This is a genomic window from Bradyrhizobium sp. BRP22, assembly GCF_020194175.1.
In the GTDB taxonomy this organism is placed as follows: domain Bacteria; phylum Pseudomonadota; class Alphaproteobacteria; order Rhizobiales; family Xanthobacteraceae; genus Bradyrhizobium.
On record NZ_JADYVX010000041.1, the window covers coordinates 34,773 to 54,713 of the forward strand.

Annotated in this window: 20 protein-coding genes; 1 reads left to right on the top strand and 19 read right to left on the bottom strand. The window is 64.4% G+C overall.

Going from position 1 to position 19,941, the window contains the following annotated elements; all coding sequences use genetic code 11:
* Positions 1–39 precede the first annotated feature (39 nt).
* The 5 genes from I6F35_RS33540 to eno form a co-directional block, all read right to left on the bottom strand.
* A complete protein-coding gene (locus I6F35_RS33540; protein ID WP_225121923.1) occupies positions 40–1,005 on the bottom strand; it encodes a helix-turn-helix domain-containing protein in 966 nt (321 codons plus the stop codon).
* A gap of 201 nt (positions 1,006–1,206) precedes the next feature.
* Entirely contained in the window at positions 1,207–1,524 is a 318-nt protein-coding gene (locus tag I6F35_RS33545; protein WP_225121924.1) for a septum formation initiator family protein, read from the bottom strand.
* A 98-nt stretch (positions 1,525–1,622) separates the two neighbouring features.
* Complete coding sequence (locus I6F35_RS33550; protein ID WP_225121925.1) at positions 1,623–2,174, bottom strand: NADPH-dependent FMN reductase; 552 nt, start codon at positions 2,172–2,174, stop codon at positions 1,623–1,625.
* A 275-nt stretch (positions 2,175–2,449) separates the two neighbouring features.
* Positions 2,450–3,589, bottom strand: a complete 1,140-nt coding sequence (locus I6F35_RS33555) for a zinc-binding dehydrogenase (RefSeq protein WP_225121926.1) — start codon at positions 3,587–3,589, stop codon at positions 2,450–2,452.
* 141 nt (positions 3,590–3,730) lie between these two features.
* Positions 3,731–5,014: a phosphopyruvate hydratase gene (gene eno / locus I6F35_RS33560; protein ID WP_225121927.1), complete on the bottom strand. Its 1,284-nt coding sequence runs from the start codon at positions 5,012–5,014 to the stop codon at positions 3,731–3,733.
* A 134-nt stretch (positions 5,015–5,148) separates the two neighbouring features.
* Here eno and queF point away from each other — a divergent pair, with 134 nt between their 5' ends.
* Positions 5,149–5,625, top strand: coding sequence for a preQ(1) synthase (gene queF, locus I6F35_RS33565; protein ID WP_225121928.1), 477 nt, complete (start codon positions 5,149–5,151; stop codon positions 5,623–5,625).
* 16 nt (positions 5,626–5,641) lie between these two features.
* Here the strand turns inward: queF and I6F35_RS33570 are convergent, their stop codons facing one another.
* The 14 genes from I6F35_RS33570 to tpiA all read right to left on the bottom strand — a co-directional run bounded on the left by I6F35_RS33570 (position 5,642) and on the right by tpiA (position 19,824).
* Positions 5,642–6,220 (bottom strand): hypothetical protein, encoded by a 579-nt coding sequence (locus I6F35_RS33570; RefSeq protein WP_225121929.1) that lies wholly within the window; start codon positions 6,218–6,220, stop codon positions 5,642–5,644.
* Positions 6,139–6,672, bottom strand: a complete 534-nt coding sequence (locus tag I6F35_RS33575; RefSeq protein WP_225121930.1) for an NADH-quinone oxidoreductase subunit B family protein — start codon at positions 6,670–6,672, stop codon at positions 6,139–6,141. The genes I6F35_RS33570 and I6F35_RS33575 overlap by 82 nt, the downstream gene beginning before the upstream one ends.
* An 8-nt stretch (positions 6,673–6,680) precedes the next feature.
* The gene (locus tag I6F35_RS33580; protein ID WP_225121931.1) at positions 6,681–8,192 is read right to left on the bottom strand and encodes an NADH-quinone oxidoreductase subunit C; all 1,512 of its coding nucleotides are present in this window, start codon (positions 8,190–8,192) and stop codon (positions 6,681–6,683) included.
* A gap of 17 nt (positions 8,193–8,209) precedes the next feature.
* Positions 8,210–9,661 (bottom strand): hydrogenase 4 subunit F, encoded by a 1,452-nt coding sequence (locus I6F35_RS33585; RefSeq protein ID WP_225121932.1) that lies wholly within the window; start codon positions 9,659–9,661, stop codon positions 8,210–8,212.
* Positions 9,658–10,326 carry a hydrogenase-4 component E gene (locus tag I6F35_RS33590; protein ID WP_225121933.1) on the bottom strand — a complete coding sequence of 223 codons (669 nt, stop codon included), beginning with the start codon at positions 10,324–10,326 and terminating at the stop codon, positions 9,658–9,660. Before I6F35_RS33590 ends, I6F35_RS33585 begins: the two co-directional genes overlap by 4 nt.
* Entirely contained in the window at positions 10,326–11,282 is a 957-nt protein-coding gene (locus I6F35_RS33595) for an NADH-quinone oxidoreductase subunit H (RefSeq protein WP_225121934.1), read from the bottom strand. The genes I6F35_RS33590 and I6F35_RS33595 overlap by 1 nt, the downstream gene beginning before the upstream one ends.
* Positions 11,273–13,288 (bottom strand): hydrogenase 4 subunit B, encoded by a 2,016-nt coding sequence (hyfB, locus tag I6F35_RS33600; RefSeq protein WP_225121955.1) that lies wholly within the window; start codon positions 13,286–13,288, stop codon positions 11,273–11,275. Before hyfB ends, I6F35_RS33595 begins: the two co-directional genes overlap by 10 nt.
* A 2-nt stretch (positions 13,289–13,290) precedes the next feature.
* A complete protein-coding gene (locus tag I6F35_RS33605) occupies positions 13,291–13,605 on the bottom strand; it encodes a helix-turn-helix transcriptional regulator (RefSeq protein WP_225121935.1) in 315 nt (104 codons plus the stop codon).
* A 269-nt stretch (positions 13,606–13,874) separates the two neighbouring features.
* Positions 13,875–15,083 carry an MFS transporter gene (locus tag I6F35_RS33610; protein WP_225121936.1) on the bottom strand — a complete coding sequence of 403 codons (1,209 nt, stop codon included), beginning with the start codon at positions 15,081–15,083 and terminating at the stop codon, positions 13,875–13,877.
* 19 nt (positions 15,084–15,102) lie between these two features.
* Positions 15,103–15,954 (bottom strand): 3-deoxy-8-phosphooctulonate synthase, encoded by an 852-nt coding sequence (gene kdsA / locus I6F35_RS33615; RefSeq protein ID WP_225121937.1) that lies wholly within the window; start codon positions 15,952–15,954, stop codon positions 15,103–15,105.
* A 94-nt stretch (positions 15,955–16,048) separates the two neighbouring features.
* On the bottom strand, positions 16,049–16,375 hold the full coding sequence (locus I6F35_RS33620) for an NIPSNAP family protein (RefSeq protein WP_225121938.1): 327 nt from the start codon (positions 16,373–16,375) through the stop codon (positions 16,049–16,051).
* A 370-nt stretch (positions 16,376–16,745) separates the two neighbouring features.
* Positions 16,746–18,377 (bottom strand): CTP synthase, encoded by a 1,632-nt coding sequence (locus I6F35_RS33625; RefSeq protein ID WP_225121939.1) that lies wholly within the window; start codon positions 18,375–18,377, stop codon positions 16,746–16,748.
* A 168-nt stretch (positions 18,378–18,545) separates the two neighbouring features.
* The gene (gene secG, locus I6F35_RS33630; protein ID WP_225121940.1) at positions 18,546–18,938 is read right to left on the bottom strand and encodes a preprotein translocase subunit SecG; all 393 of its coding nucleotides are present in this window, start codon (positions 18,936–18,938) and stop codon (positions 18,546–18,548) included.
* Between the two features lie 130 nt (positions 18,939–19,068).
* Complete coding sequence (gene tpiA, locus I6F35_RS33635) at positions 19,069–19,824, bottom strand: triose-phosphate isomerase (protein ID WP_225121941.1); 756 nt, start codon at positions 19,822–19,824, stop codon at positions 19,069–19,071.
* Positions 19,825–19,941 lie beyond the last annotated feature (117 nt).

Genomic DNA, 19,941 nt, shown 5'->3' on the forward strand with positions numbered 1-19,941 from the left:
AGAACTGCGACACAAGCCGCCAGCGACAGCGGATTGCGGTCAGTGCGCCTTGAGGCCGAAGCGCTTCAGCTTGCGGTGCAGGGTGGCGCGGCTGACGCCGAGCGCTTTCGCCGCCGCCGAGACATTGCCATGCGCACGTGCCAGCGCCCGCTGCAGCGCCGCGCGCTCCGCATCGCCGAGATGCTCGCAGCCCCCTTCCCGGCCGCCGAGCAAGTCCACCGCCGGAATCGGCCGCAGCGTACGGTCGGGCGCGAGGCCGAGAGCCAGCCGCGCCGAACGCGTGGCGCCGATCACGAGGTCGTCGCGGTCGATTGCGAGCAAGCCGCCACCATGCGCCTCGGTCGGCGAGGTCAGCACGATCCGCGCATTGGCAAAGGCGCTGCGGAACAGCTCGGCCTCGATCCGCCGCGCCGCCTCGCCGGCCGCGAGCGCAATCAGGTTTGCGAACGCATCGGTGCGGTCGGCACGGCAGGAGGAGACATCGAGCACGCCGGCGAGCCGTGCATGCTCGTCATAGATCGGCGCCGCGGTGCAGCTCAAAAGCGTGTTGCGGGTGAAGAAATGCTGGTCGCGGTCGATGGTCAGGACACGCTGCTCGACCAGGCAGGTGCCGATGCCATTGGTGCCCTCGTGCTCTTCGTTCCAGATCGCACCGGTCCACAGGCCCCACGCCTCGAAGGTGGAATCGTCTGCCGCGTTGCCGCGCCGCTCCAGCGGAATGCCATCGCGATCGGCGAGCAGCACGCAGCAGCCTGCGGCACCCACCGCCTGGTACAGCCGATCCATGCCGGCCTGTGCGGCGCGCAGCAGCAGCGCGACGCGCTCCCGTGCCTCTCGGAACTCGGCCTCGGTGAGACGCTGCGGCGGCCGCGTTCCGGCGGGATCAAGCTGGTGCAACCGGGAAGAGCGGCGCCATGAGGCCACGAGCGCGGATCGCGCGGCCTGGCCGGATTCGATCGCGGCCTCGACGCGGGCCGCGTGATGAGCGAGCTTAAGCTCCTTCATCCCGCTGACACTCCCTCCCTTGACCCATTGTTAGGGCACGCGGACCATGCCTCCCTTGACCTTCGTCAAAGTCAGTCACGGTAGGAGCTGGACCGCCATCGCGGAGCTCGCTGGCGTTTGACGCGTTCTTATTACCCCAACGGGGCGCACTGCGCTCTAAAACGCTTCTAATACCTTATGGCAATTGGGACGGCCCGACAATCAGTTCGGCCGGCTGGTCCGCACCAGGTCGCGCGGGTTGGCGTAGTCGAGCTGGTAGCGGGCGCGCTCGTCCAGCATGTCAGGGTCGAGGCTCTCGGAACGGAGCAAGGAGACGCGCTGCTCGCCTTCGGCGCGCTCCCTCTTCAATCGCGCCAGTTCGGAGGTCAGCGCGATGATCTCCTGGTCGAGCTCCTGTCGCGCGTTCAAGCCGTATTTGCCGGTATAGGCGTTGACGCCGAAATAGCCGATCATCAGGGCCGCCATCGTGTAGAGGGCGAGCCCGGTCAGGATCGATTTGAGGCGCGTGCGGGAGACCATGCCGCCAGCTTGAGACGCCGCGGTTAATGGTTTCCTAAAGCCTTTGTTTTGCGCCTATTCTTTTCGCAAAACCGGCGGCCATTTTTGCGGAATAGGCGCTATTTGTTGTGCTTCTCGACGTGGGCTGCGAATGCGTCGATGTACTGCTGCAACACCGGCCGCAGCGACTCCTTGGTGAGCTCGCCATTGGCGTCGAAGGCGTCGCCGATCCCGTTCAGATAGATCTCCGGCTGCTGCAGGATCGGACCCGTAATCCCCGGCAGGATGTTCTGCAGGTGCTTGGCGGCCGACACGCCGCCGAGCGGCCCCGGCGAATTGCTGACGATGCCGACCGGCTTGCCGTTGAACGAGCTCTTGCCATAGGGCCGCGAGCCGACGTCGATGGCGTTCTTCAACACGCCCGGGATCGAACGGTTGTATTCCGGCGTCACGAACAGGATGCCGTTCGACTGCTGCAGCTTCTCCCGGAACGACAGCCAGTCGGCCGGCGGGTTGGCCTCCAGGTCCTGGTTGAAGAAGGAAATGCCCTGCGGGGTGATGACGTCGAGCTTCAGCGAGGACGGCGCGAGCTTTGCCAGCGCCTTTGCAATCTTCAGCGAGAAGCTTTCCTTGCGCAGGCTGCCTGCGATGGTCACGACGGTGTAGGCCATTTGGGTTCCCTTCGATGGACGAGTTCAAGGGCGACTTAAGCCGCCGCGCGGAAAAGAATGCAAGTGCATGGAACATGCAATTGCGGAAACACAGCGTTCGCGGAAGTGAGCCTAGCCGCGCTTTACCAATCCCGCGGCGTCGTCCCTGCGAAAGCAGGAACCCATAACCACAGGGAGTTGTCGTTGCGCGAGCAAGCCGTTGCAGTGGAGCACATCACAAAGGCCTGTGGTTATGGGTCCCGGGTCAAGCCCGGGACGACGTGGGGGAGAGGCTCTCACCCCTTGTTCGGATTGATCAGGAATTTCTCGCCGGTGGCGCGCTTGGCATAAACGGCGATGTTGGCAAGCGACAGCGCTTCCTGCAGCGACACCACTTGCGTGTAATGGCTTGCGAAGGTGGTCTTGAGTTCGTTGACCACGCGCTGGCGCAACCTCGCGAAATCCGCTGGCGGCAGCTTCTGCAGGAAGTAGGTCAGGAGCCAGCCGCCGACGCCCCAGGCCATGCCGAAGCCGCGCGGCAGTTCGATCGGGCCGGTGTCGAGACTGCCATAGATATAGATCTGCTTGTGCACGGCCGAGCCGTAGCGGCTGTATTCCTTGGCGGTCCTGTTGATCGCGACTTCCATCGCGTTGAGGATCTGGCCGGCGAGCCTGCCGCCGCCGATCGCATCGAAGGCGATGGTGGCGCCGGTCTCGACCAGGGCGTTGGTGAGATCGTCGACGAATGTCGGCGCGGCGGAATCGACGACGTGCTTGGCGCCGATCTTGTGAAGGATGTCGGCCTGCGCCTTGCTGCGCACGATGTTGACCAGGGGAATGCCGTCCTTGAGGCAGATCTTGTTCAGCATCTGGCCGAGATTGGAGGCCGCCGCCGTATGCACCAGCGCCTTGTGGCCCTCGCGCCGCATGGTCTCGGTCATGCCAAGCGCGGTCAGCGGATTGACGAAGCAGGAGGCGCCTTCGGCGGGCGTGGTGCCCTCGGGCAGTACCAGCGCCTCCCTCGCCCGCGCCACGCGATACTGCGCATACATGGCGCCGCCGAGCAGCGCGACCGTCTTGCCGAGCAGCGCCTTCGCTGCATCAGACGATCCGGTCTTCACCACCACGCCGGCGCCCTCATTGCCGACCGGCATCGACTGATCGAGCCGCGCCGCGAGCCCGCCAAGCGCTGCCTGCGGCACCTTCGCGGCAATGACAGGAGATTCCTTGGTGCCGGACGCCTTGGCGGTCGAGAGGTCCGCAGGGCCGATCAGGAGGCCGAGATCGGAGGGGTTGATCGGCGTCGCCTCGACCCGGACCACGATCTCGTCGGGACCCGGCTCGGGGACCGGCACTTCCACCAGCGAGATTTCGAGTTCGCCACTCTTCTTGATCAGTGAACGGAGCTGAAGTCCAGTCTTGCCGTCGGATGCCATCCGTACCCCTCCCTTGCTTGTTGTCAGGCCGCCCTCAGTTAGGTGGAGCGGCCGGGACAAACAAGGGTTGAAAGCGTCGCTTCGGGGTGGCACCCGGCCCGCGAGCGCGCAGACGATGTCCTCGTGTGCGCGTGGTGGGCGTTATGCCAGCGCCTTGAACGCCGCCCTGCCCGCGTACTTCGCCTGCTTGCCGAGCTGCTGCTCGATGCGCAAGAGCTGATTGTATTTCGCCGTGCGGTCGGAGCGCGCCAACGAACCGGTCTTGATCTGTCCGCAGTTGGTCGCGACCGCGAGGTCGGCGATGGTGGAATCTTCCGTCTCGCCGGAACGGTGCGACATCACCGAGGTGTAGCCGGCCTTGCTTGCCATCTCGACGGCCGCGAGCGTCTCCGTGAGCGTGCCGATCTGGTTCACCTTGATCAGGATCGAATTGGCGCGGCCGCTTCGGATGCCGTCGGCAAGTCGCGTCACATTGGTGACGAACAGATCATCGCCGACGAGCTGGCACTTGCCGCCGATCAGATCGGTCAGTTCCTTCCAGCCCTCCATGTCGTCTTCGGACATGCCGTCCTCGATGGTGACGATCGGATAACGCGAGACGAGATCGGCGAGATATTTGGCCTGCTCGGAGCGGGAGCGCGTCTTGTTCTCGCCGCCATAGACATATTTGCCGTCCTTGAAGAATTCAGTGGAGGCACAGTCGAGCCCGAGCATCACGTTGTCGCCGGCCTTGTAGCCGGCCTTGCCGATCGCATTGACGATGAAGTCGAGGGCGGCGTCCGCGGTCGGCAGGTTCGGCGCAAAGCCGCCTTCGTCGCCGACATTGGTGTTGTGGCCGGCCTTCTTCAATTCGCCGCGCAGTGTGTGGAAGATTTCCGAGCCGCAGCGCAGCGCGTCGGCGAAGGTTTCCGCGCCGACCGGCAGGATCATGAACTCCTGGAAGTCGATCGGATTGTCCGCATGCACGCCGCCATTGATGATGTTCATCATCGGCACCGGCAGCGTTCGCGCCGAGGTGCCGCCGACATAGCGATAGAGCGGCATGTCGAAGGATTCAGCGGCCGCCTTGGCGCAGGCGAGCGAGACGCCGAGAATGGCATTGGCTCCGAGCCGGCTCTTGTTCGGCGTGCCATCGAGGTCGATCATGATCTGATCGATGCGGACCTGGTCCTCGACCGCATGGTCGCTGAGCGCCTCGAAGATCTCGCCGTTGACGGCTCCGACCGCCTTCTGCACGCCCTTGCCGAGATACCGCGCCTTGTCGCCGTCGCGCAGCTCGACGGCCTCGTGTGCGCCGGTGGAGGCGCCCGACGGCACCGCGGCGCGGCCGATCGCACCGTCCTCCAGCACCACATCGACCTCGACCGTGGGATTGCCGCGGCTATCGAGAATTTCGCGGCCGATGATGTCGACGATGGCAGTCATGAGAACCTCTTCTGCAGGGTATGCGGGGATCGGTTGGCGCTGCTTCTACAGCAAGGCTTCCGGTCAGAAAAGACCGGTTCCTTCGCGTGACCTTGCCGACACAATTGGCTATTACCGCGGCAACGGAGATCGTCATGTCGAAAAAGCCCGGGAAACCGCAATTGCCATCCGACCTGCAGCTTGGCCGCGCCGTGGAATGGCCGCATACGCCGGAGGAAGCCAAGCTCGATCGTGTTCCCAACCCGCAGGCAGGCACCGACTATCTGGTGCGGTTCGCCGTGCCGGAATTCACGTCGATCTGCCCGGTAACGGGCCAGCCGGATTTCGCGCATCTCGTCATCGACTACGTGCCGAACCGCTGGCTGCTGGAGTCAAAATCGCTCAAGCTCTATGCTGCGAGCTTCCGCAACCATGGCGCCTTTCACGAGGACTGCACGGTGATGATCGGCAAGCGGATCGCGAACGAGATCAAGCCGAAATGGCTCCGCATCGGCGGCTACTGGTATCCGCGCGGCGGCATCCCGATCGACGTGTTCTTCCAGACCGGCCGCCTGCCCAAGGGCATCTGGGTCCCAGATCAGGGCGTCGCGCCCTATCGCGGGCGGGGCTGAACCGCCCTGTTCGCGCTCAAGCTCGATACGCGTCGACGACGGCATGGGCGCTTGAGCCGAAGCCCGCTACCCCAAGGCTCATCAATGCCGGCCACACGATCGGGCCGGCCTCATGGGCGCCGAGATGCCAATTCATGGCCGTCAAGGCGTCCGGCGGCGGCTGGAGCGCAAACGACGCGCATCCGAAGGCTGCAACCAACAGACATATGGCAAGCGTGCCGGCTGTTCGCTCCGGTTCGGAAGGAGACGTCAGGCGCGAGGCGTGACGGATTCGCGCGCTGGTCAACGCAACATAACGATGCTTCGTCAGCGCCACCCCCACAGCGAGCAAGAGGTAGATCAATCGCAGCGACGCAACGACGGGCAATAGCTGGTCGGAATCGGACGAACCCGAGGCATTATCGGAGCCCGGCGCGTAGGAGATGACCAGCGGCGTCACTACGAGGACGACCGCGACTTGAACACACCCGGCAATCAGGCCGGCCTGGAACAGCTGAAGTCGTTCCCAGCCCCTCAACTGGAAGTGTCGCTTGCGGTCACACGATCGAGCAGGGAGAGAAGTCCCTGCAGGATCTTGACCGGCGATGGCGGGCAACCGGGAACATGGAGGTCGACGGGGATGACCCGCGAGACCCCGCCGACGACCGCATAGCTGCCGGCAAAACACCCGCCATCGCGGGCGCAATCGCCGACGGCAACGACCCATTTCGGATTGGGAGTGGCATGATAGGTCCGCTCCAATGCCTCACGCATGTTCTTCGTCACGGGCCCGGTAACCATCAGGACGTCCGCGTGCCGCGGCGAGGCGACGAAGCGGATCCCGAACCGCTCGACGTCGTAATACGCGTTGCTCAGCGCGTGAATCTCGAGCTCGCAGCCGTTGCACGAGCCGGCATCGATTTCGCGGACCGACAGGCTTCTGCCAAGGCGTTGCCGCGCCGCGCGCTGGACGGCCGCCGCCAGTTCGTCGACCGCGGCCTGTTCGGGCAGCGGCGGCTGCTCCGCCAGCGGACTTCGGAACAGACTCTGAAAGAGAAGCTTGCGCATGTCTTCTCCTAGAGATCATGCCCGGAATAGGAGCAGTTGAACGATTTGTTGCAGAGTGGAAAATCGGCAACGATGTTGTTCTCGATTGCGGCTTCGAGCAGCGGCCACTGAAACCAGGATGGATCGCGCAGGTAGCAACGCTCCACCCGGCCGTCGCTGAGCCGGATCCACGCCAGGATGTCGCCCCTGAAGCCCTCGACCAGTGCCGCGCCCTCGCGTGATGCCGCGTCCGCGGAAACGGGCGCGCGCAGCGGGCCGTCGGGAAGCCGGTCCAGGATCTGGCCTGTCAAGGACACACTCTGCTCGACTTCGCGAATCCGGATCCAGACGCGAGCATTCACATCGCCGTCCTCGAGCACCGGCACTTCGAAGCGCAGCGCATCGTACGGCGCGTAGCCCGGACGACGACGGGCATCGAACGCGCGTCCGGACGCGCGCCCCACATAGCCGCCCGCAGCATATTGTTTGGCAAGAGCCGCCGGCACGATGCCGGTCGTGACGGTGCGGTCCTGCAGAGAGGCCGTGTTGTCGTAAAGTTCGATCAGTTCGGGGAAGCGACGTTTGATATCGTCGACCGCCGTACGGATCGCCGCTCGTCCGTTCGCGTCGAGATCGCGGACGATGCCGCCGGGAACGATGATATCCCTCATCAGGCGGTGGCCGAAGGCAACATCGGCGGCGCGGAGAATCCCCTCACGCAACACATTGCAATGCGCCTGCATCAGATTGAATGACGCATCGTTGCAGATGGCGCCGATATCGCCCAGATGGTTGGCGAGCCGCTCGAGTTCCGCGAGCAGCGCGCGCAGCCAGACCGCACGCGACGGCACGTTCACTCCCAGCGCCGCTTCCACCGCTTGCGAGAACGCAAACGCATAGGCAACCGTGCTGTCTCCGGAGACACGGCCGGCAAGCCGGACCGCCCGATCGATCTCCGCACCCGTCATCAGCCCGTCGATGCCCTTGTGGACGTAACCCAGCCGCTGCTCGAGCCGGACCACGGTCTCCCCGCTCGCGGTGAAGCGGAAATGCCCTGGTTCGATGATGCCGGCATGGACCGGCCCGACCGCGATCTGATGCAGGCCAGGGCCTTCCGCGGGAAGAAACGCGTACGCGGTCGAGGCGCCAGCCGAAGCGATGGGATCGCCGAGCGGATGCCGGACTCCCCATTCGCCGTGGTCAAGCCACGAGCGCGCGTCGGGTGAGCCTTCCGCCGTAAGGCCGAACAGATCGGTGATGGCGCGCTCAGGGCGAAGCGCCGGCGGGTGATGCTGCCCGATCGACGGAAAGCGCCGGTCCGGACACCCGAGGCTGAGGACCGCGACCTCCGCGGTCTCATCGTCCAGGATCGCCGTGTGCACCATCGCCTGCTCGCCCCACAGGCCCAGCAGGCTCCACTGGCCCGACGCGAGTTCGGAGGCTGCAAGATTCCAGGTCTTGGCGTCGACGATCGCTCGTCGCCAGGGCGCATGTTGCTCGGCCGTCCGGCCGCTCCGGACGAGATCAATCAGCGAGGGCATAGCCTGACCTCCTCAATCTATCCAAGCAGCCGTGCCACATGCTGGAACCAGTCGACCAAAGGTCCAGGAAGGTAGATGCCTGCGATCAGCACCAGCGCGAGGTGCGCGAACATCGGAAGATACGACCCCTCTGCCGGCGCCTTGCTGCCGCGCGGCTCGCCGAATGCGACGTTGGTCAGGCGAAGGATCAGCGCGCCGAACGCGACCAGGATGCCGAAGACCAGCACGAGCGCAAGCAAAGGCTGCCGCGCGAAGGTCGAGCTCACGACCAGGAACTCGCTCATGAAGATGCCGAGCGGCGGGAGTCCGGCAATCGCCACGACGCCGACCACGAGCCCCCACCCGAGCGCCGGATGGGTCACCGTCAATCCGCGTATCCGCGCAATCCGCTGCGTGCCCTTGATCTGCGAGATGTGCCCGACCGCAAAGAAGATCGCAGACTTGGTCAGGCTGTGCATCACCATGTGCAGCAGCCCGGCGAAATTGGCCAGCGGACCGCCCATCCCGAATGCGAACACGATGATGCCCATGTGCTCGATCGACGAGTACGCGAACAGGCGCTTGATATCGCGCCGCCGGTAAAGCATGAACGCCGCGAAGACGACGGAAATGAGCCCCATCGTCACCATCAGGGGGCCCGGCGCAATCGCCCCCGGGCTGGCAGCCAGCAGGATCTTGAAACGTAGCAACGCATAGAGCGCGACGTTGAGCAGGAGCCCCGACAACACCGCCGATATCGGCGTCGGGCCTTCCGCATGCGCGTCGGGAAGCCACGCGTGCAGCGGCGCCAGCCCGACCTTCGTGCCGTAGCCGAGCAGCAGGAAGACGAAGGCGACGTTGAGCAATGCCGGGTCGAATTTCGCGGTCTGCCCGACCAGCACCGTCCACACCATGGCGTCCGGCCCCTCGCCCACCACCGGTCGCGCCGCCATGTAGACCAGGATCGTGCCGAACAGCGCGAATGCGATTCCGACGCTGCCGAGGATAAAATACTTCCAGGCCGCCTCGAGCGCCGCATGCGTACGGTAGATGCCGACCATCAGGACCGTGGTCAGCGTCGCCACCTCGACTGCGACCCACATCAGCCCGATATTGTTCGACACGAACGCGAGATTCATGCCGAACATCATGGTCTGATACATCGCGTGGTAGAAGCGCAGATAGACCGGCGTCAGCCGCCCGGTTTCAAGTTCATGCGCGATATAGCCCGCGCTGAAGATACTGGTCGTGAATCCGACGAAGGTGTTGAGGACGATGAAGACGATGTTGAGGTCGTCCACCAGCAGGTAGGCCCCGGGCAGCGGACGATCGATCAGGAACAGCGACAGCGCGGCAACGAAGGTCGCCAGACTAGCCACGATGTTGAGGCGCGCCGTCAGGCGGTAGTCCGGCAGCGCCGCCAGCAGCAGCGCTGATGCGGCCGGAATCCACAGCACGGCCGCCGCTGGATCGAACGAGAACCCGGTCATCGCCGCTCTCCCCGGAAGTCGTCGAGGGTGGAGACATCGACGGAATCGAACCGCTCCCGGATCCGGAACAGGAAGATCCCGATCACGATGAACGCAATCAGGATCGAGAACGCCACGCTGATCTCGACGACCAGCGGCATGCCCTTGGCGCCGGTGGCCGCCAGCACCAGCCCGTTCTCCAGCGACATGAAGCCGACGACCTGGCTCACGGCGTTGCGCCGGGTCACCATGACCAACAGTCCAAGCAGCACGACCGACAACGCGAACGCCAAATCCTCGCGCGCCAGTGGATCGGCCTCCGGCGTGACCCGCAGCATCAGGACCATCGAAAGCGCAACCAGCCCCATCCCGGCAAGCATGGTCGGACCGATCCCCACGGCCGATTCGATGTCGCGGTGAATCCCGAGCCGCTGCACGATGCGGTGCAGCGCCACCGGGATGATGATCGCCTTGAACACCAGCGCGATGACCGCGGTGACGTAGAGATGCGGCGCATTCTGGACGAAGGCCTGCCAGGCGACCGAAAGCGCCAGCACCAGAGCGTGCAGCGCAAAGACGTTGAGCAGCGAATAGAGCCGGTCCTGATACAGCATCAGGAAGCTGATCAGGACGAGCCCGCCGGCGAGCGTGTGGGAAACGTCGAAGGCGAGGCTGTGCAATTGCATCAGAAGCTCCTCGACACGAACAGCAACAGCGTTCCGAGCAGACCGAGCATCAGGGCTGCGCCGAGAAATTGCGGAATACGGAAAACCCGCATCTTCGCCGTCGCGGTCTCAAATAGCGCGAGCAGGAAACCTGCAACCACGAGCTTGACGACATAGGCGCCGGCGCCGACGGCGTAGGCCACCAGGCCGGAGCCGAACACCGCGATCTTCCAGGGCATGAACACGCAGGCGATCAACGATATGTACAGCAGGAGCTTGAGGAAGGCGCCGAATTCGATCATCGCGAGATGGCGCCCCGAATATTCGAGAACCATCGCCTCATGGACCATGGTCAGTTCGAGATGCGTCGCTGGATTGTCGATCGGGATGCGCCCGTTCTCCGCGAGCGCGACCATGATCAGCGCAATCAACGCCATCCCAAGCGACACCCGCAATCCGACGTAGGACGAAGCCAGGACGTTTGCGACCGTCGACAATTGCGTCGAACCGGCCACCAGCGCCAGGCAGAACACCATCAGCAGCATCGCCGGCTCTGCCAGCGCGGCGATCATCACTTCACGGCTGGAGCCGATGCCGCCGAAGCTGGTGCCGACATCCATGCCCGCGAGCGCCAGGAAGAAGCGCGCGCTTCCCAGCAGCGCGACGATGGCGATCAGGTCCGCCGTCCAGTTGAACAGCAGGCCAGTCGCAAACGTCGGCACCAGGGCGGCGGCCACCCAGATCGCGGCAAAGGTCACGTAGGGCGTTACCCGGAACAGCCACGAGGCGTTGTCGGCGAGCACCACTTCCTTGCGCATCAACCGCAGCAAATCGCGGTAAGGCTGAAAGACCGAAGCTCCCTCCCGGCGCACCAGGCGGGCCTTGACCTTGCGCACGAAGCCGGTCAGCAGCGGCGCAAGCAGCAGCACCAGCAGCATCTGCGCGCCCTGAACCATGATGTCGGAGATCACGACCATATCGCGAGCACCAGCAGCAGCGTGACGAGGGTCGCGAAGACGAGACTGAGATAGCGGCGGATCGTCAGGAATTGCAGACGATTGAGCCACCCGGCTGAGAAGGCGACGGCGCCTGCGATCGGCCGATAGCCTCGCTCCCAGATCAGGTCATGCAGTTCGATCCTGAGCCGCGCCGGCCTGACGTCGCCGGGCGGCGGCATCTCGACGTGATCGCGCGCATGGAAGGCCAGCGTGCCGAATACGCGGCGGATCGGCTGAGCAAAGCTTTCGCCGGAATATTGCGCAGCCGGCACGGGATCGGAAAATCCGCAGCCCCACGCCGGCCCTCGCCGCAGCGCGCGGGAGGCGAAGCGATGAATGAAGAACGCGGCCGACGAAGCGCAGATCGTGATGAACACCATCACCAGCAGTCCGTTATACGAACTGCGGCTGTCCGCGATCGGCACGATCGAAAGCCAGGCCTCGTTGACCTGGATCGGCATGCGGCCACCGAGGATGTCGATGCACACGGGCGAGAGCGCGTCGATCACCAGTCCTGGCAGGATGCCGGTAAACAGGCACAGGCCGGCAAGGACAAACATCGCGGCGAGCGAGTAGCGGTCGACTTCGCCCGCCGCGTCCGCCGGCGCGCTGCGCGGCCGCCCGAGGAACGTAACGCCATAAGCCTTGACGAAACAGGCCGCCGCCAGCGCTGCCGCAAGGGCCAGCGCAGCACCGACCGCGGGCACCATGATCTTCAGCGCCCATTGCGGCAGGTCCGGACTTTGCAGCACGGCCTGGAACATCAGCCATTCCGACACGAAGCCGTTGAATGGCGGAAGCGCCGAGATCGCGACGCAGCCGACCAGCGCGGCGAAGCTCGTCTTTGGCATGCGGTGGATCAGGCCGCCCAGTTTGTCCATGTTCCTCTCGCCGGTCGAGGTCAGCACGGCGCCGGCTCCGAAGAACAACAGGCTCTTGAACAGCGAGTGGTTGAGCACGTGAAACAGCGCGGCGGTCAACGCGAGCGCGGCCGCGAGGCGCATGCCGTTGGCCTGGAACCCCAGCGCAAGGCCGAGACCGACGAAGATCACGCCGACGTTTTCGATGGTGCTATAGGCCAACAGACGCTTCAGGTCCTGCTCCATCATGGCGTAGAGAATCCCCATCATGGCCGTGACGGCGCCGAGGAAAAGAACGATCACGCTCATCCACCAGGCCGGCTGTCCCAGCAGATCGAAGATCACACGGATGAAGCCGTAGATCGCGACCTTGGTCATGACACCGCTCATCAGTGCCGAGACGTGGCTCGGAGCCGCCGGATGCGCCAGCGGCAGCCAGACGTGCAATGGCACCAGGCCGGCCTTGGAGCCGGCACCGAGCAGCATCAGGATCAGCACCAGTCCGACGGCGCCGGGCGCATGTTGTGCGGCGCGGATGGCCGCAAATCCATAATCGCCCGCCGGTCCCGCCAGGAGGCCAAAGGCCAGCAGCAGCGCCAGCGTGCCGAAGCTTGCCATCACCAGGTAGACGTAACCCGCCGTGGCATTTCCGGGTTCGCGGTGATGCGCGAGCACCAGCGCCCATGACGCCAGCGACATGAACTCCCAGCAGAGCAAGAAGGAAAACGCATCGTCGGCCAGGATCACGAGGTTCATGCCGGCAAGAAACGCCGGAAAGAACGGAAGCACCCGATGCGGCTCGGTTTCATGGTGGCCGTAACCAAGACCGTAGAGGCTTGCGGCCGCTCCACCGAAATTGACGACGACCAGAAAGAAGGAAGCGAGATTATCCAGGCGGAAATGCGCGCCGAGCCATGGCAGCCCGACCGGCAGGACGAGCGCAGAGGTTTCCGGCGCGCCCCTGATCAGCCAGTTCATCGCGGCTGCAGTCGCGACGACGGAGATGGTCATGGTCATGCCGTAGACGACGCCGGCGGCATTCCTTGAGCGGCTCAACACGATCGCCAGCGCGGCAGCCGCCAGGAGCGCCGCGACGCACGACATCTGGAGAGCGACCGCCGACATCATCAGGGCATCCGACCTCCCGCCACCTTGTCGTTGGAACGATCACCTGGCGAGGCATTGTCTGATGCCGCCCGATCCTTCAGCCGCACCCCGCGGCCCTGCCCGCTGCTCGCCGTCCCCTCGTTGATCAGTTCGACCCCGGCTTTCTCGAGGGCGGTGATCAACTTCATCAGCGAATCGACGTTGCCGCGAACCACGGTGTCGCTCGCTTCCATGCGTTGGATCGTAGGAACCGACAGTCCCGAGAGATCAGCAAGCTGCCGTTGGTCAATTCCCAACAGACCCCTGGCCGCCCGCATTTGTCCTGCAGTGATCATCAGCCTGGCCGCCGAAGTGTTTCCCAGCGCGCATCAAATATCGTGTTTCGATCCTAACTAATGATGTCGTAAAAGCAAGAACTGATATCTAAGATATCTTCGCCCCCCGGGGGACGCGCAGGCGTCGTGAGCGTTCCGTCATTGCGAGGAGCGATAGCGACGAAGCAATCCATTTGTCCCAGGCGGGGACATGGATTGCTTCGCTACGCCGCTACGCTCGCAATGACGGTCGCTTACAGATGTCCGTGCCGCGCCAGGCTCGCGTGGCGTCAGGACTCGACGTCGGGACGAGCAGCGGCGTCGGCCGGAGTCCTCGGCTTCAGCAATGTTGCGCAGACCAGTCCGAGCGCGACCATGATTGCGGCTGACGTCAGCAACGTCGGCACCTTGCCGGCATGCGCGAGGCCGAAGCCGTAGGCAATCGGGCCTACGGTCTGCCCCATGAAGAAGAAGAACGAATGCAGGGACATCGCGGTCGCGCGTGCCTCCACCGATAATTCGCTGGCGAACACCTGCAGGCAGCCGTGGATCATGTAGAAGCCCCAGCCCATCACCAACAAATTGAGTGCTTGGATCTTCCAGCCAGGACCGAACGCCACCGCAACAAGCTGGACGCCGACCAGCGTCGCGCCGGCGATCATCATGCCCTTGACGCCGAGCCGTGGGAGAAAGCGCGACACAGTCATGGTGTAGAAGAGGCCGCCCACCGCAAAGCCCGCGATGACGATGCCTGCGATCGACAGCGAGGTCTCGCCGATATCGAACAGGAACGACGCCACGAATGGAAACAGGCCGAGCACGCAGCAGCCCTCGATGAAGACAGCCGAATAGCAGATGGGTGCGTTCGGATTGGTGAAGATGGTCCGGTAGCCGTGCTTCAAGGCGGAGAGGCTTGTCTTCGGCGGATGCGCCAGCTCCGCGCCGCGAAAGCCGGCGACCGCTGCGAGTGAAGCCAGCACGACCAGCGCGCCGAGCACCGCAAGCACGCCGCGCCAGCCGAGGAAGTCGCCGATCAGGCCCGAGGCTGTGGCACCGAGCAGATTGCCGCTCATGGAACCGGCGAGCGTCCGCCCGATCGCGACCTGCCGCTTGTCCGGCGCCACCAGGTCGCTGGTCAGCCCGAGCGCCACCGGAAACACGCCGCCCGCGCCGATGCCGGCAATGATGCGTGTCGCAAACAGCATCGGGAACGATGTCGCCAGCGCGCCGAGGATATTAGCGATCCCGAGCAGCACCAGGCAGGCGATCATCAACCGCGCCTTGCCGAACAGGTCGGCAGCAGCGCCTACCAGCGGCTGGACGATCGCGAAGGTAAAGGCGAACACGGCCGCAAAGCTGGCGGAGATTGCGATGCTGATGCCGAGGTCGTCGGCGACGTGCGGCATCACGGGATCGAGTGCGCGCCCCGACAGGCTCGCGGCAAAGCTCGTGAATGCAATGACGTTGAGTGCCGGCGGCAAGCGGCTATGTGCGGTCACGACTTTGCCAACTGCCCCCTCAGCGCGCGGCCTTCTTGGCCAGCGCGTCGAATTCCATCAGCGTCCTGACGAGCCCCTCGAACTCGCGGAGCGGCACCATGTTCGGCCCGTCGGACGGCGCGTGATCGGGATCGGGATGGGTCTCGATGAAGACGCCAGCCACGCCGACCGCCACGGCTGCGCGCGCCAGCACGGGCACGAATTCGCGTTCGCCGCCCGAGGCCGTCCCCTTCCCGCCTGGCTGCTGCACCGAATGGGTGGCGTCGAAGATGACCGGCGCGCCGGTGGTGCGCGCCAGGATCGGCAGCGCGCGCATGTCGGAGACCAGCGTGTTGTAGCCGAAGGACACGCCACGCTCGGTCACCAGCACATTCGGATTGTTGGCGGCGGTCAGTTTCGCAACCACATTGGCCATGTCCCACGGCGCCAGGAACTGTCCCTTCTTGACATTGACGACCTTTCCGGTCGCCGCCGCCGCAAGCAGTAGATCGGTCTGGCGGCAAAGGAACGCCGGAATCTGCAGCACGTCGACCGCCCCCGCCACCTCCGCACACTGCGCGGGCTCGTGCACGTCGGTCAGCACCGGCAGGCCGAGCGAGGATCGGATCTCGGCAAAGATCGGCAGCGCCTGAGTTAGCCCGATACCGCGCGCGGCGGATGCGCTGGTGCGGTTGGCCTTGTCGAAAGAGGTCTTGTAGACCAGCCCGACCTTGAGGCGACCAGCGATCTCTTTCAGCGCGCCAGCCACCTCCAGCGCATGCGCCCGGCTCTCGAGCTGGCATGGCCCGGCGATGATCGATATCGGCAGATCATTGCCGAACTTGACCGGGCCGACGCTGACGGTCGATGCCGCCGAGATCTTGGAGCTCAAGGTATATCCTTCTGGTTTCGCGCGGACCATGCCGGTCCGCGCCATCAGGATCAACCCCGTTTACATCAGGAACAATACAGGGTTGCGCTGAACCTCACTTCAACGCGGAGAACGCCGTCGGCACCAGTAACTGGTTGACGATGTTGCCGACGATCTGGCCATCCTCTTCCGTCTTCGCCCGCGCCGAAATCCATTCCGGATCGGTCTGGAATGCCGTCCATTTCTTGTCGCGATCGGCCAAGGATTCCCAAGCCAGGATGTAGGTAAGTTCCTGGTTAGATTCCCCGACCAGCGTGGTGAAGAAGCCAACCTGCTTGATACCGTGCTTCTTCCACAGCTTCAGCGTGGTGGTCTCGAAGCGCTTGAGCAGCGCCGGCAGCCGCCCCGGCAGGCAACGATAGACGCGGGTTTCGTAGATCATTCGGCAGTCCTCCCTGTTGTTCTTGCGCGCTTGGCGCGGCTCTTATAGCCGTTGCAGGAAAGACTGTCTTGATCGAGCCATGCACGCCGCGCGGCGGTGCGCGCATAACTTTGCGTGGTTCAATCGTAAGGGGCAAAGCGAAACGTGCCCACCCCAAGCTCGCCGGGGAAATGCCGCGCACTCCAACCTATCTCCTCACCCTGAGGAGGTCGCGCAGCGACCGTCTCGAAGGGGCGAGGCCACCGACGGGGCCTCATGGTTCGCCGAGCGATGCGCAGCATCGTCTCGAGACGCGCTAGGCGCTCCTCACCATGAGGGGCGACATTTCCGATCAGAAGGTGGGCACGCTTCGCTTTGCCCAACCTACGACTTACACCAATCGGCTTTGCGCCATCGCTGCCTGGATGAACGAGGCAAACAGCGGGTGCGGTTCGAAGGGCCGCGATTTCAGTTCGGGGTGGAATTGCACGCCGATGAACCAGGGATGGTCCTCGTACTCCACGATCTCCGGCAGCACGCCGTCGGGCGATAGCCCGGAGAAACGCAGTCCGTGCTGCTCGAGTCGATCCTTGTAGGCCGTGTTGACCTCGTAGCGGTGCCGGTGCCGTTCGGAGATTTCGGTGGCGCCGCCATAGACGTCGGAGACGCGGCTGCCGCGCTTGAGCACCGCAGGATAGGCGCCAAGCCGCATGGTGCCGCCGAGATCGCCAGCCTGCGATCGCCTCTCCAGTTCGTTGCCGCGCAGCCATTCCGTCATCAGGCCGACCAGGGGTTCGGGCGTGGGACCGAACTCGGTGGAGTTGGCCTGCTCGATGCCGACAAGATTCCGCGCGGCCTCGATCACCGCCATCTGCATGCCGAAGCAGATGCCGAAATACGGCACGTCGCGCTCGCGCGCGAATTGCGCCGCGCGGATCTTCCCCTCCGCGCCACGCTGGCCGAAACCACCGGGCACCAGGATGCCGTTGACGTGCTCGAGGAATGGCGTCGGATCCTCGTTCTCGAATACCTCGCTCTCGATCCAGTCGAGATTGACCTTCACCTTGTTGGCGATGCCGCCATGGGAGAGCGCCTCGATCAGCGACTTATAGGCGTCCTTCATGCCGGTATACTTGCCGACGATCGCAATCGTCACCGCGCCTTCGGGATTGCGGATGCGCTCGTTGATGACGTTCCAGCTCTGTAGCGCCGGCGGAATCTTCGGTGCGATCCCGAACGCGGCCAGCACCTCGTCGTCGAGGCCGGCGGCGTGATAGGCCTCCGGCACGGCATAGATGTTGTCAACGTCGCGCGCCTCGATGACGGCGCTCTCGCGCACGTTGCAGAACAGTCCGAGCTTGCGCCGCTCCTCCTTCGGAATCTCGCGGTCGGTGCGGCAAAGCAGGATGTCCGGCTGGATGCCGATCGAACGCAATTCCTTCACCGAGTGCTGGGTCGGTTTTGTCTTGAGCTCGCCGGCACTTGGGATGTACGGCAAAAGCGTCAGGTGAATGTAGACCGCATGATCGCGCGGCAATTCGTTCTTGAGCTGGCGGATCGCCTCGAAGAACGGCAGGCCCTCGATGTCGCCGACCGTGCCGCCGATTTCGACCAGGACGAAGTCATAGCCGTCGTTGCCGTCGAGCACGAATTCCTTGATCGCGTTGGTGACGTGCGGGACCACCTGGATGGTGGCGCCGAGATAATCGCCGCGCCGTTCCTTCGAGATGATGTCCTGATAGATGCGCCCGGTGGTGATGTTGTCGGCCTTGGTCGCCGGCCGCCCCGTGAAGCGCTCATAGTGGCCGAGATCGAGATCGGTCTCGGCTCCGTCGTCGGTCACGAACACTTCGCCGTGCTGGTACGGCGACATCGTTCCGGGATCGAGGTTGAGATAGGGATCGAGCTTGCGGAGGCGGACCTTGTACCCGCGTGCCTGCAGCAGGGCCCCGAGTGCCGCTGAAGCCAGACCCTTGCCGAGGGAGGAAACCACGCCGCCGGTGATGAATATGTACCGCGCCATGGGGCCTAACCTTTACCTCGACAACGGCGATTCGCCAAAATGATTCGTGTTGTCCCGGCAAACATGATGCCGGGCTGCGAGTGACGTAAATTTTACTGCTTAGTCAGGCCGTTAATGGGGCTTCCTGATGCAGGATGCCAGCCCTGCAGCCTGCATGGCCACCCCGCATTATTGCGAACGCGGCGCCTGTGGGCCGGCGGGGGCCTGCTGGCCCTGCTGCTCGTCAGCCTTCTTCAGCGAATCCAGGATGCCGCCGGAGGTCGGCGGCGTGATCGGCGCGCCGCCTGCAGGCTGCTGCGTCGGCGCAGGCGCGCCGGTGCCGATGATCGAAGACGGCTTGCGGTCGAGCCCCGCATGCCAGGACAGGAACAGGCTGGTCGCGAAGAACAATACCGCCAAAACCGCGGTCGTCCGCGTCAGGAGATTGGCAGTGCCGCGGCTCGACATGAAGCCGGCGCCTCCACCCATGCCCAGGCCGCCGCCTTCGGATTTCTGCAGCAGCACGGCGCCGATCATCACGGCGACGATCATGAGGTGGATGACGATGACGACAGTCTGCATTGTGACCTTCCGTCGCAAGCCGAGAGCGCCGGGTTCCGGCGGCTCACGCGCTATCAGCGGTTTTCCTGAAGTTGCGCGGTGTTACACGATCGGGACCGCCAACGCCACCCCAATAACCGCCGCAATTCACCTAGGGAGCGCCCGCGGCGATCGCAAGGAAATCGGCGGCCTTCAGGCTGGCGCCGCCGACCAGCGCGCCGTTGACATTGGCAACGCCGAGCAGTTCGGCCGCATTCGAGGGTTTTACGGAGCCGCCGTAGAGAATACGGATATTTGCCCCCTCCCCTTTGAAGCGATCCGTCAAGACGCCCCGGATAAACTTATGAACTTGTTCGACATCTTGCGTGGTCGGGGTCAGGCCGGTGCCGATCGCCCAGACCGGCTCATAGGCGACCACGAGTTTGGCTGCCGTCGAGCCATCGGGCAGCGATCCCTTGAGCTGGGTGCCGCAGACATCGAGCGCCTGCCCGGCGTCGCGCTGCTCCCGGGTCTCGCCGATGCAGACGATCGCGGTGAGGCCTGCGCGCCAGACGGCCTCCGCTTTCTGGCGGATCAGCGCGTCGGTCTCGCCATGGTCGGCGCGGCGCTCGGAATGGCCGACGATGATGGCGCTGGCGCCGGCATCCGCCAGCATTTCCGCCGAGATGTCGCCGGTATGGGCTCCGGACGCCTTAGGGTGACAATCCTGGGCGCCGATCGCGACCTTCGAGCCCCGCGCCTTGTCGGCAAAGGCGGCGATCAGGGTCGCCGGCGGGCAGACCAGGAGATCGGCCTTGCCCGCAAGCGCTGCGGCGCCCGCCAGCATGGCGTCGAATTCATCGGCGGAAGCTTTCAGGCCGTTCATTTTCCAGTTGCCGGCGATCAGCGGCCGGATGGCGTCGGTCATGGCGCAATTCCCGAGAAGTGGCAGAGCGCCAGCGCTAGCAGAGGCCGGCCGTCACTTCCAGACCGCCGCTTCAAATCGCCGCTAAGGCTAGGTTGCGACGACGCAGTTGCCACTTTA

Excerpts from the sequence above, each read along its gene's own strand:
- I6F35_RS33620 (WP_225121938.1), bottom strand. The coding sequence starts at position 16,375 with ATGATCTACGAAACCCGCGTCTATCGTTGCCTGCCGGGGCGGCTGCCG.
- hyfB (WP_225121955.1), bottom strand. The coding sequence starts at position 13,288 with ATGTCGGCGGTCGCTCTCCAGATGTCGTGCGTCGCGGCGCTCCTGGCG.
- I6F35_RS33575 (WP_225121930.1), bottom strand. The coding sequence starts at position 6,672 with ATGCGCAAGCTTCTCTTTCAGAGTCTGTTCCGAAGTCCGCTGGCGGAG.
- I6F35_RS33540 (WP_225121923.1), bottom strand. The coding sequence starts at position 1,005 with ATGAAGGAGCTTAAGCTCGCTCATCACGCGGCCCGCGTCGAGGCCGCG.
- I6F35_RS33555 (WP_225121926.1), bottom strand. The coding sequence starts at position 3,589 with ATGGCATCCGACGGCAAGACTGGACTTCAGCTCCGTTCACTGATCAAG.
- I6F35_RS33595 (WP_225121934.1), bottom strand. The coding sequence starts at position 11,282 with ATGGTCGTGATCTCCGACATCATGGTTCAGGGCGCGCAGATGCTGCTG.
- I6F35_RS33580 (WP_225121931.1), bottom strand. The coding sequence starts at position 8,192 with ATGCCCTCGCTGATTGATCTCGTCCGGAGCGGCCGGACGGCCGAGCAA.
- secG (WP_225121940.1), bottom strand. The coding sequence starts at position 18,938 with ATGCAGACTGTCGTCATCGTCATCCACCTCATGATCGTCGCCGTGATG.
- I6F35_RS33545 (WP_225121924.1), bottom strand. The coding sequence starts at position 1,524 with ATGGTCTCCCGCACGCGCCTCAAATCGATCCTGACCGGGCTCGCCCTC.
- I6F35_RS33585 (WP_225121932.1), bottom strand. The coding sequence starts at position 9,661 with ATGACCGGGTTCTCGTTCGATCCAGCGGCGGCCGTGCTGTGGATTCCG.
- eno (WP_225121927.1), bottom strand. The coding sequence starts at position 5,014 with ATGACTGCCATCGTCGACATCATCGGCCGCGAAATTCTCGATAGCCGC.
- queF (WP_225121928.1), top strand. The coding sequence starts at position 5,149 with ATGTCGAAAAAGCCCGGGAAACCGCAATTGCCATCCGACCTGCAGCTT.
- I6F35_RS33590 (WP_225121933.1), bottom strand. The coding sequence starts at position 10,326 with ATGCAATTGCACAGCCTCGCCTTCGACGTTTCCCACACGCTCGCCGGC.
- I6F35_RS33625 (WP_225121939.1), bottom strand. The coding sequence starts at position 18,377 with ATGGCGCGGTACATATTCATCACCGGCGGCGTGGTTTCCTCCCTCGGC.
- tpiA (WP_225121941.1), bottom strand. The coding sequence starts at position 19,824 with ATGACCGACGCCATCCGGCCGCTGATCGCCGGCAACTGGAAAATGAAC.
- I6F35_RS33605 (WP_225121935.1), bottom strand. The coding sequence starts at position 13,605 with ATGATCACTGCAGGACAAATGCGGGCGGCCAGGGGTCTGTTGGGAATT.
- I6F35_RS33550 (WP_225121925.1), bottom strand. The coding sequence starts at position 2,174 with ATGGCCTACACCGTCGTGACCATCGCAGGCAGCCTGCGCAAGGAAAGC.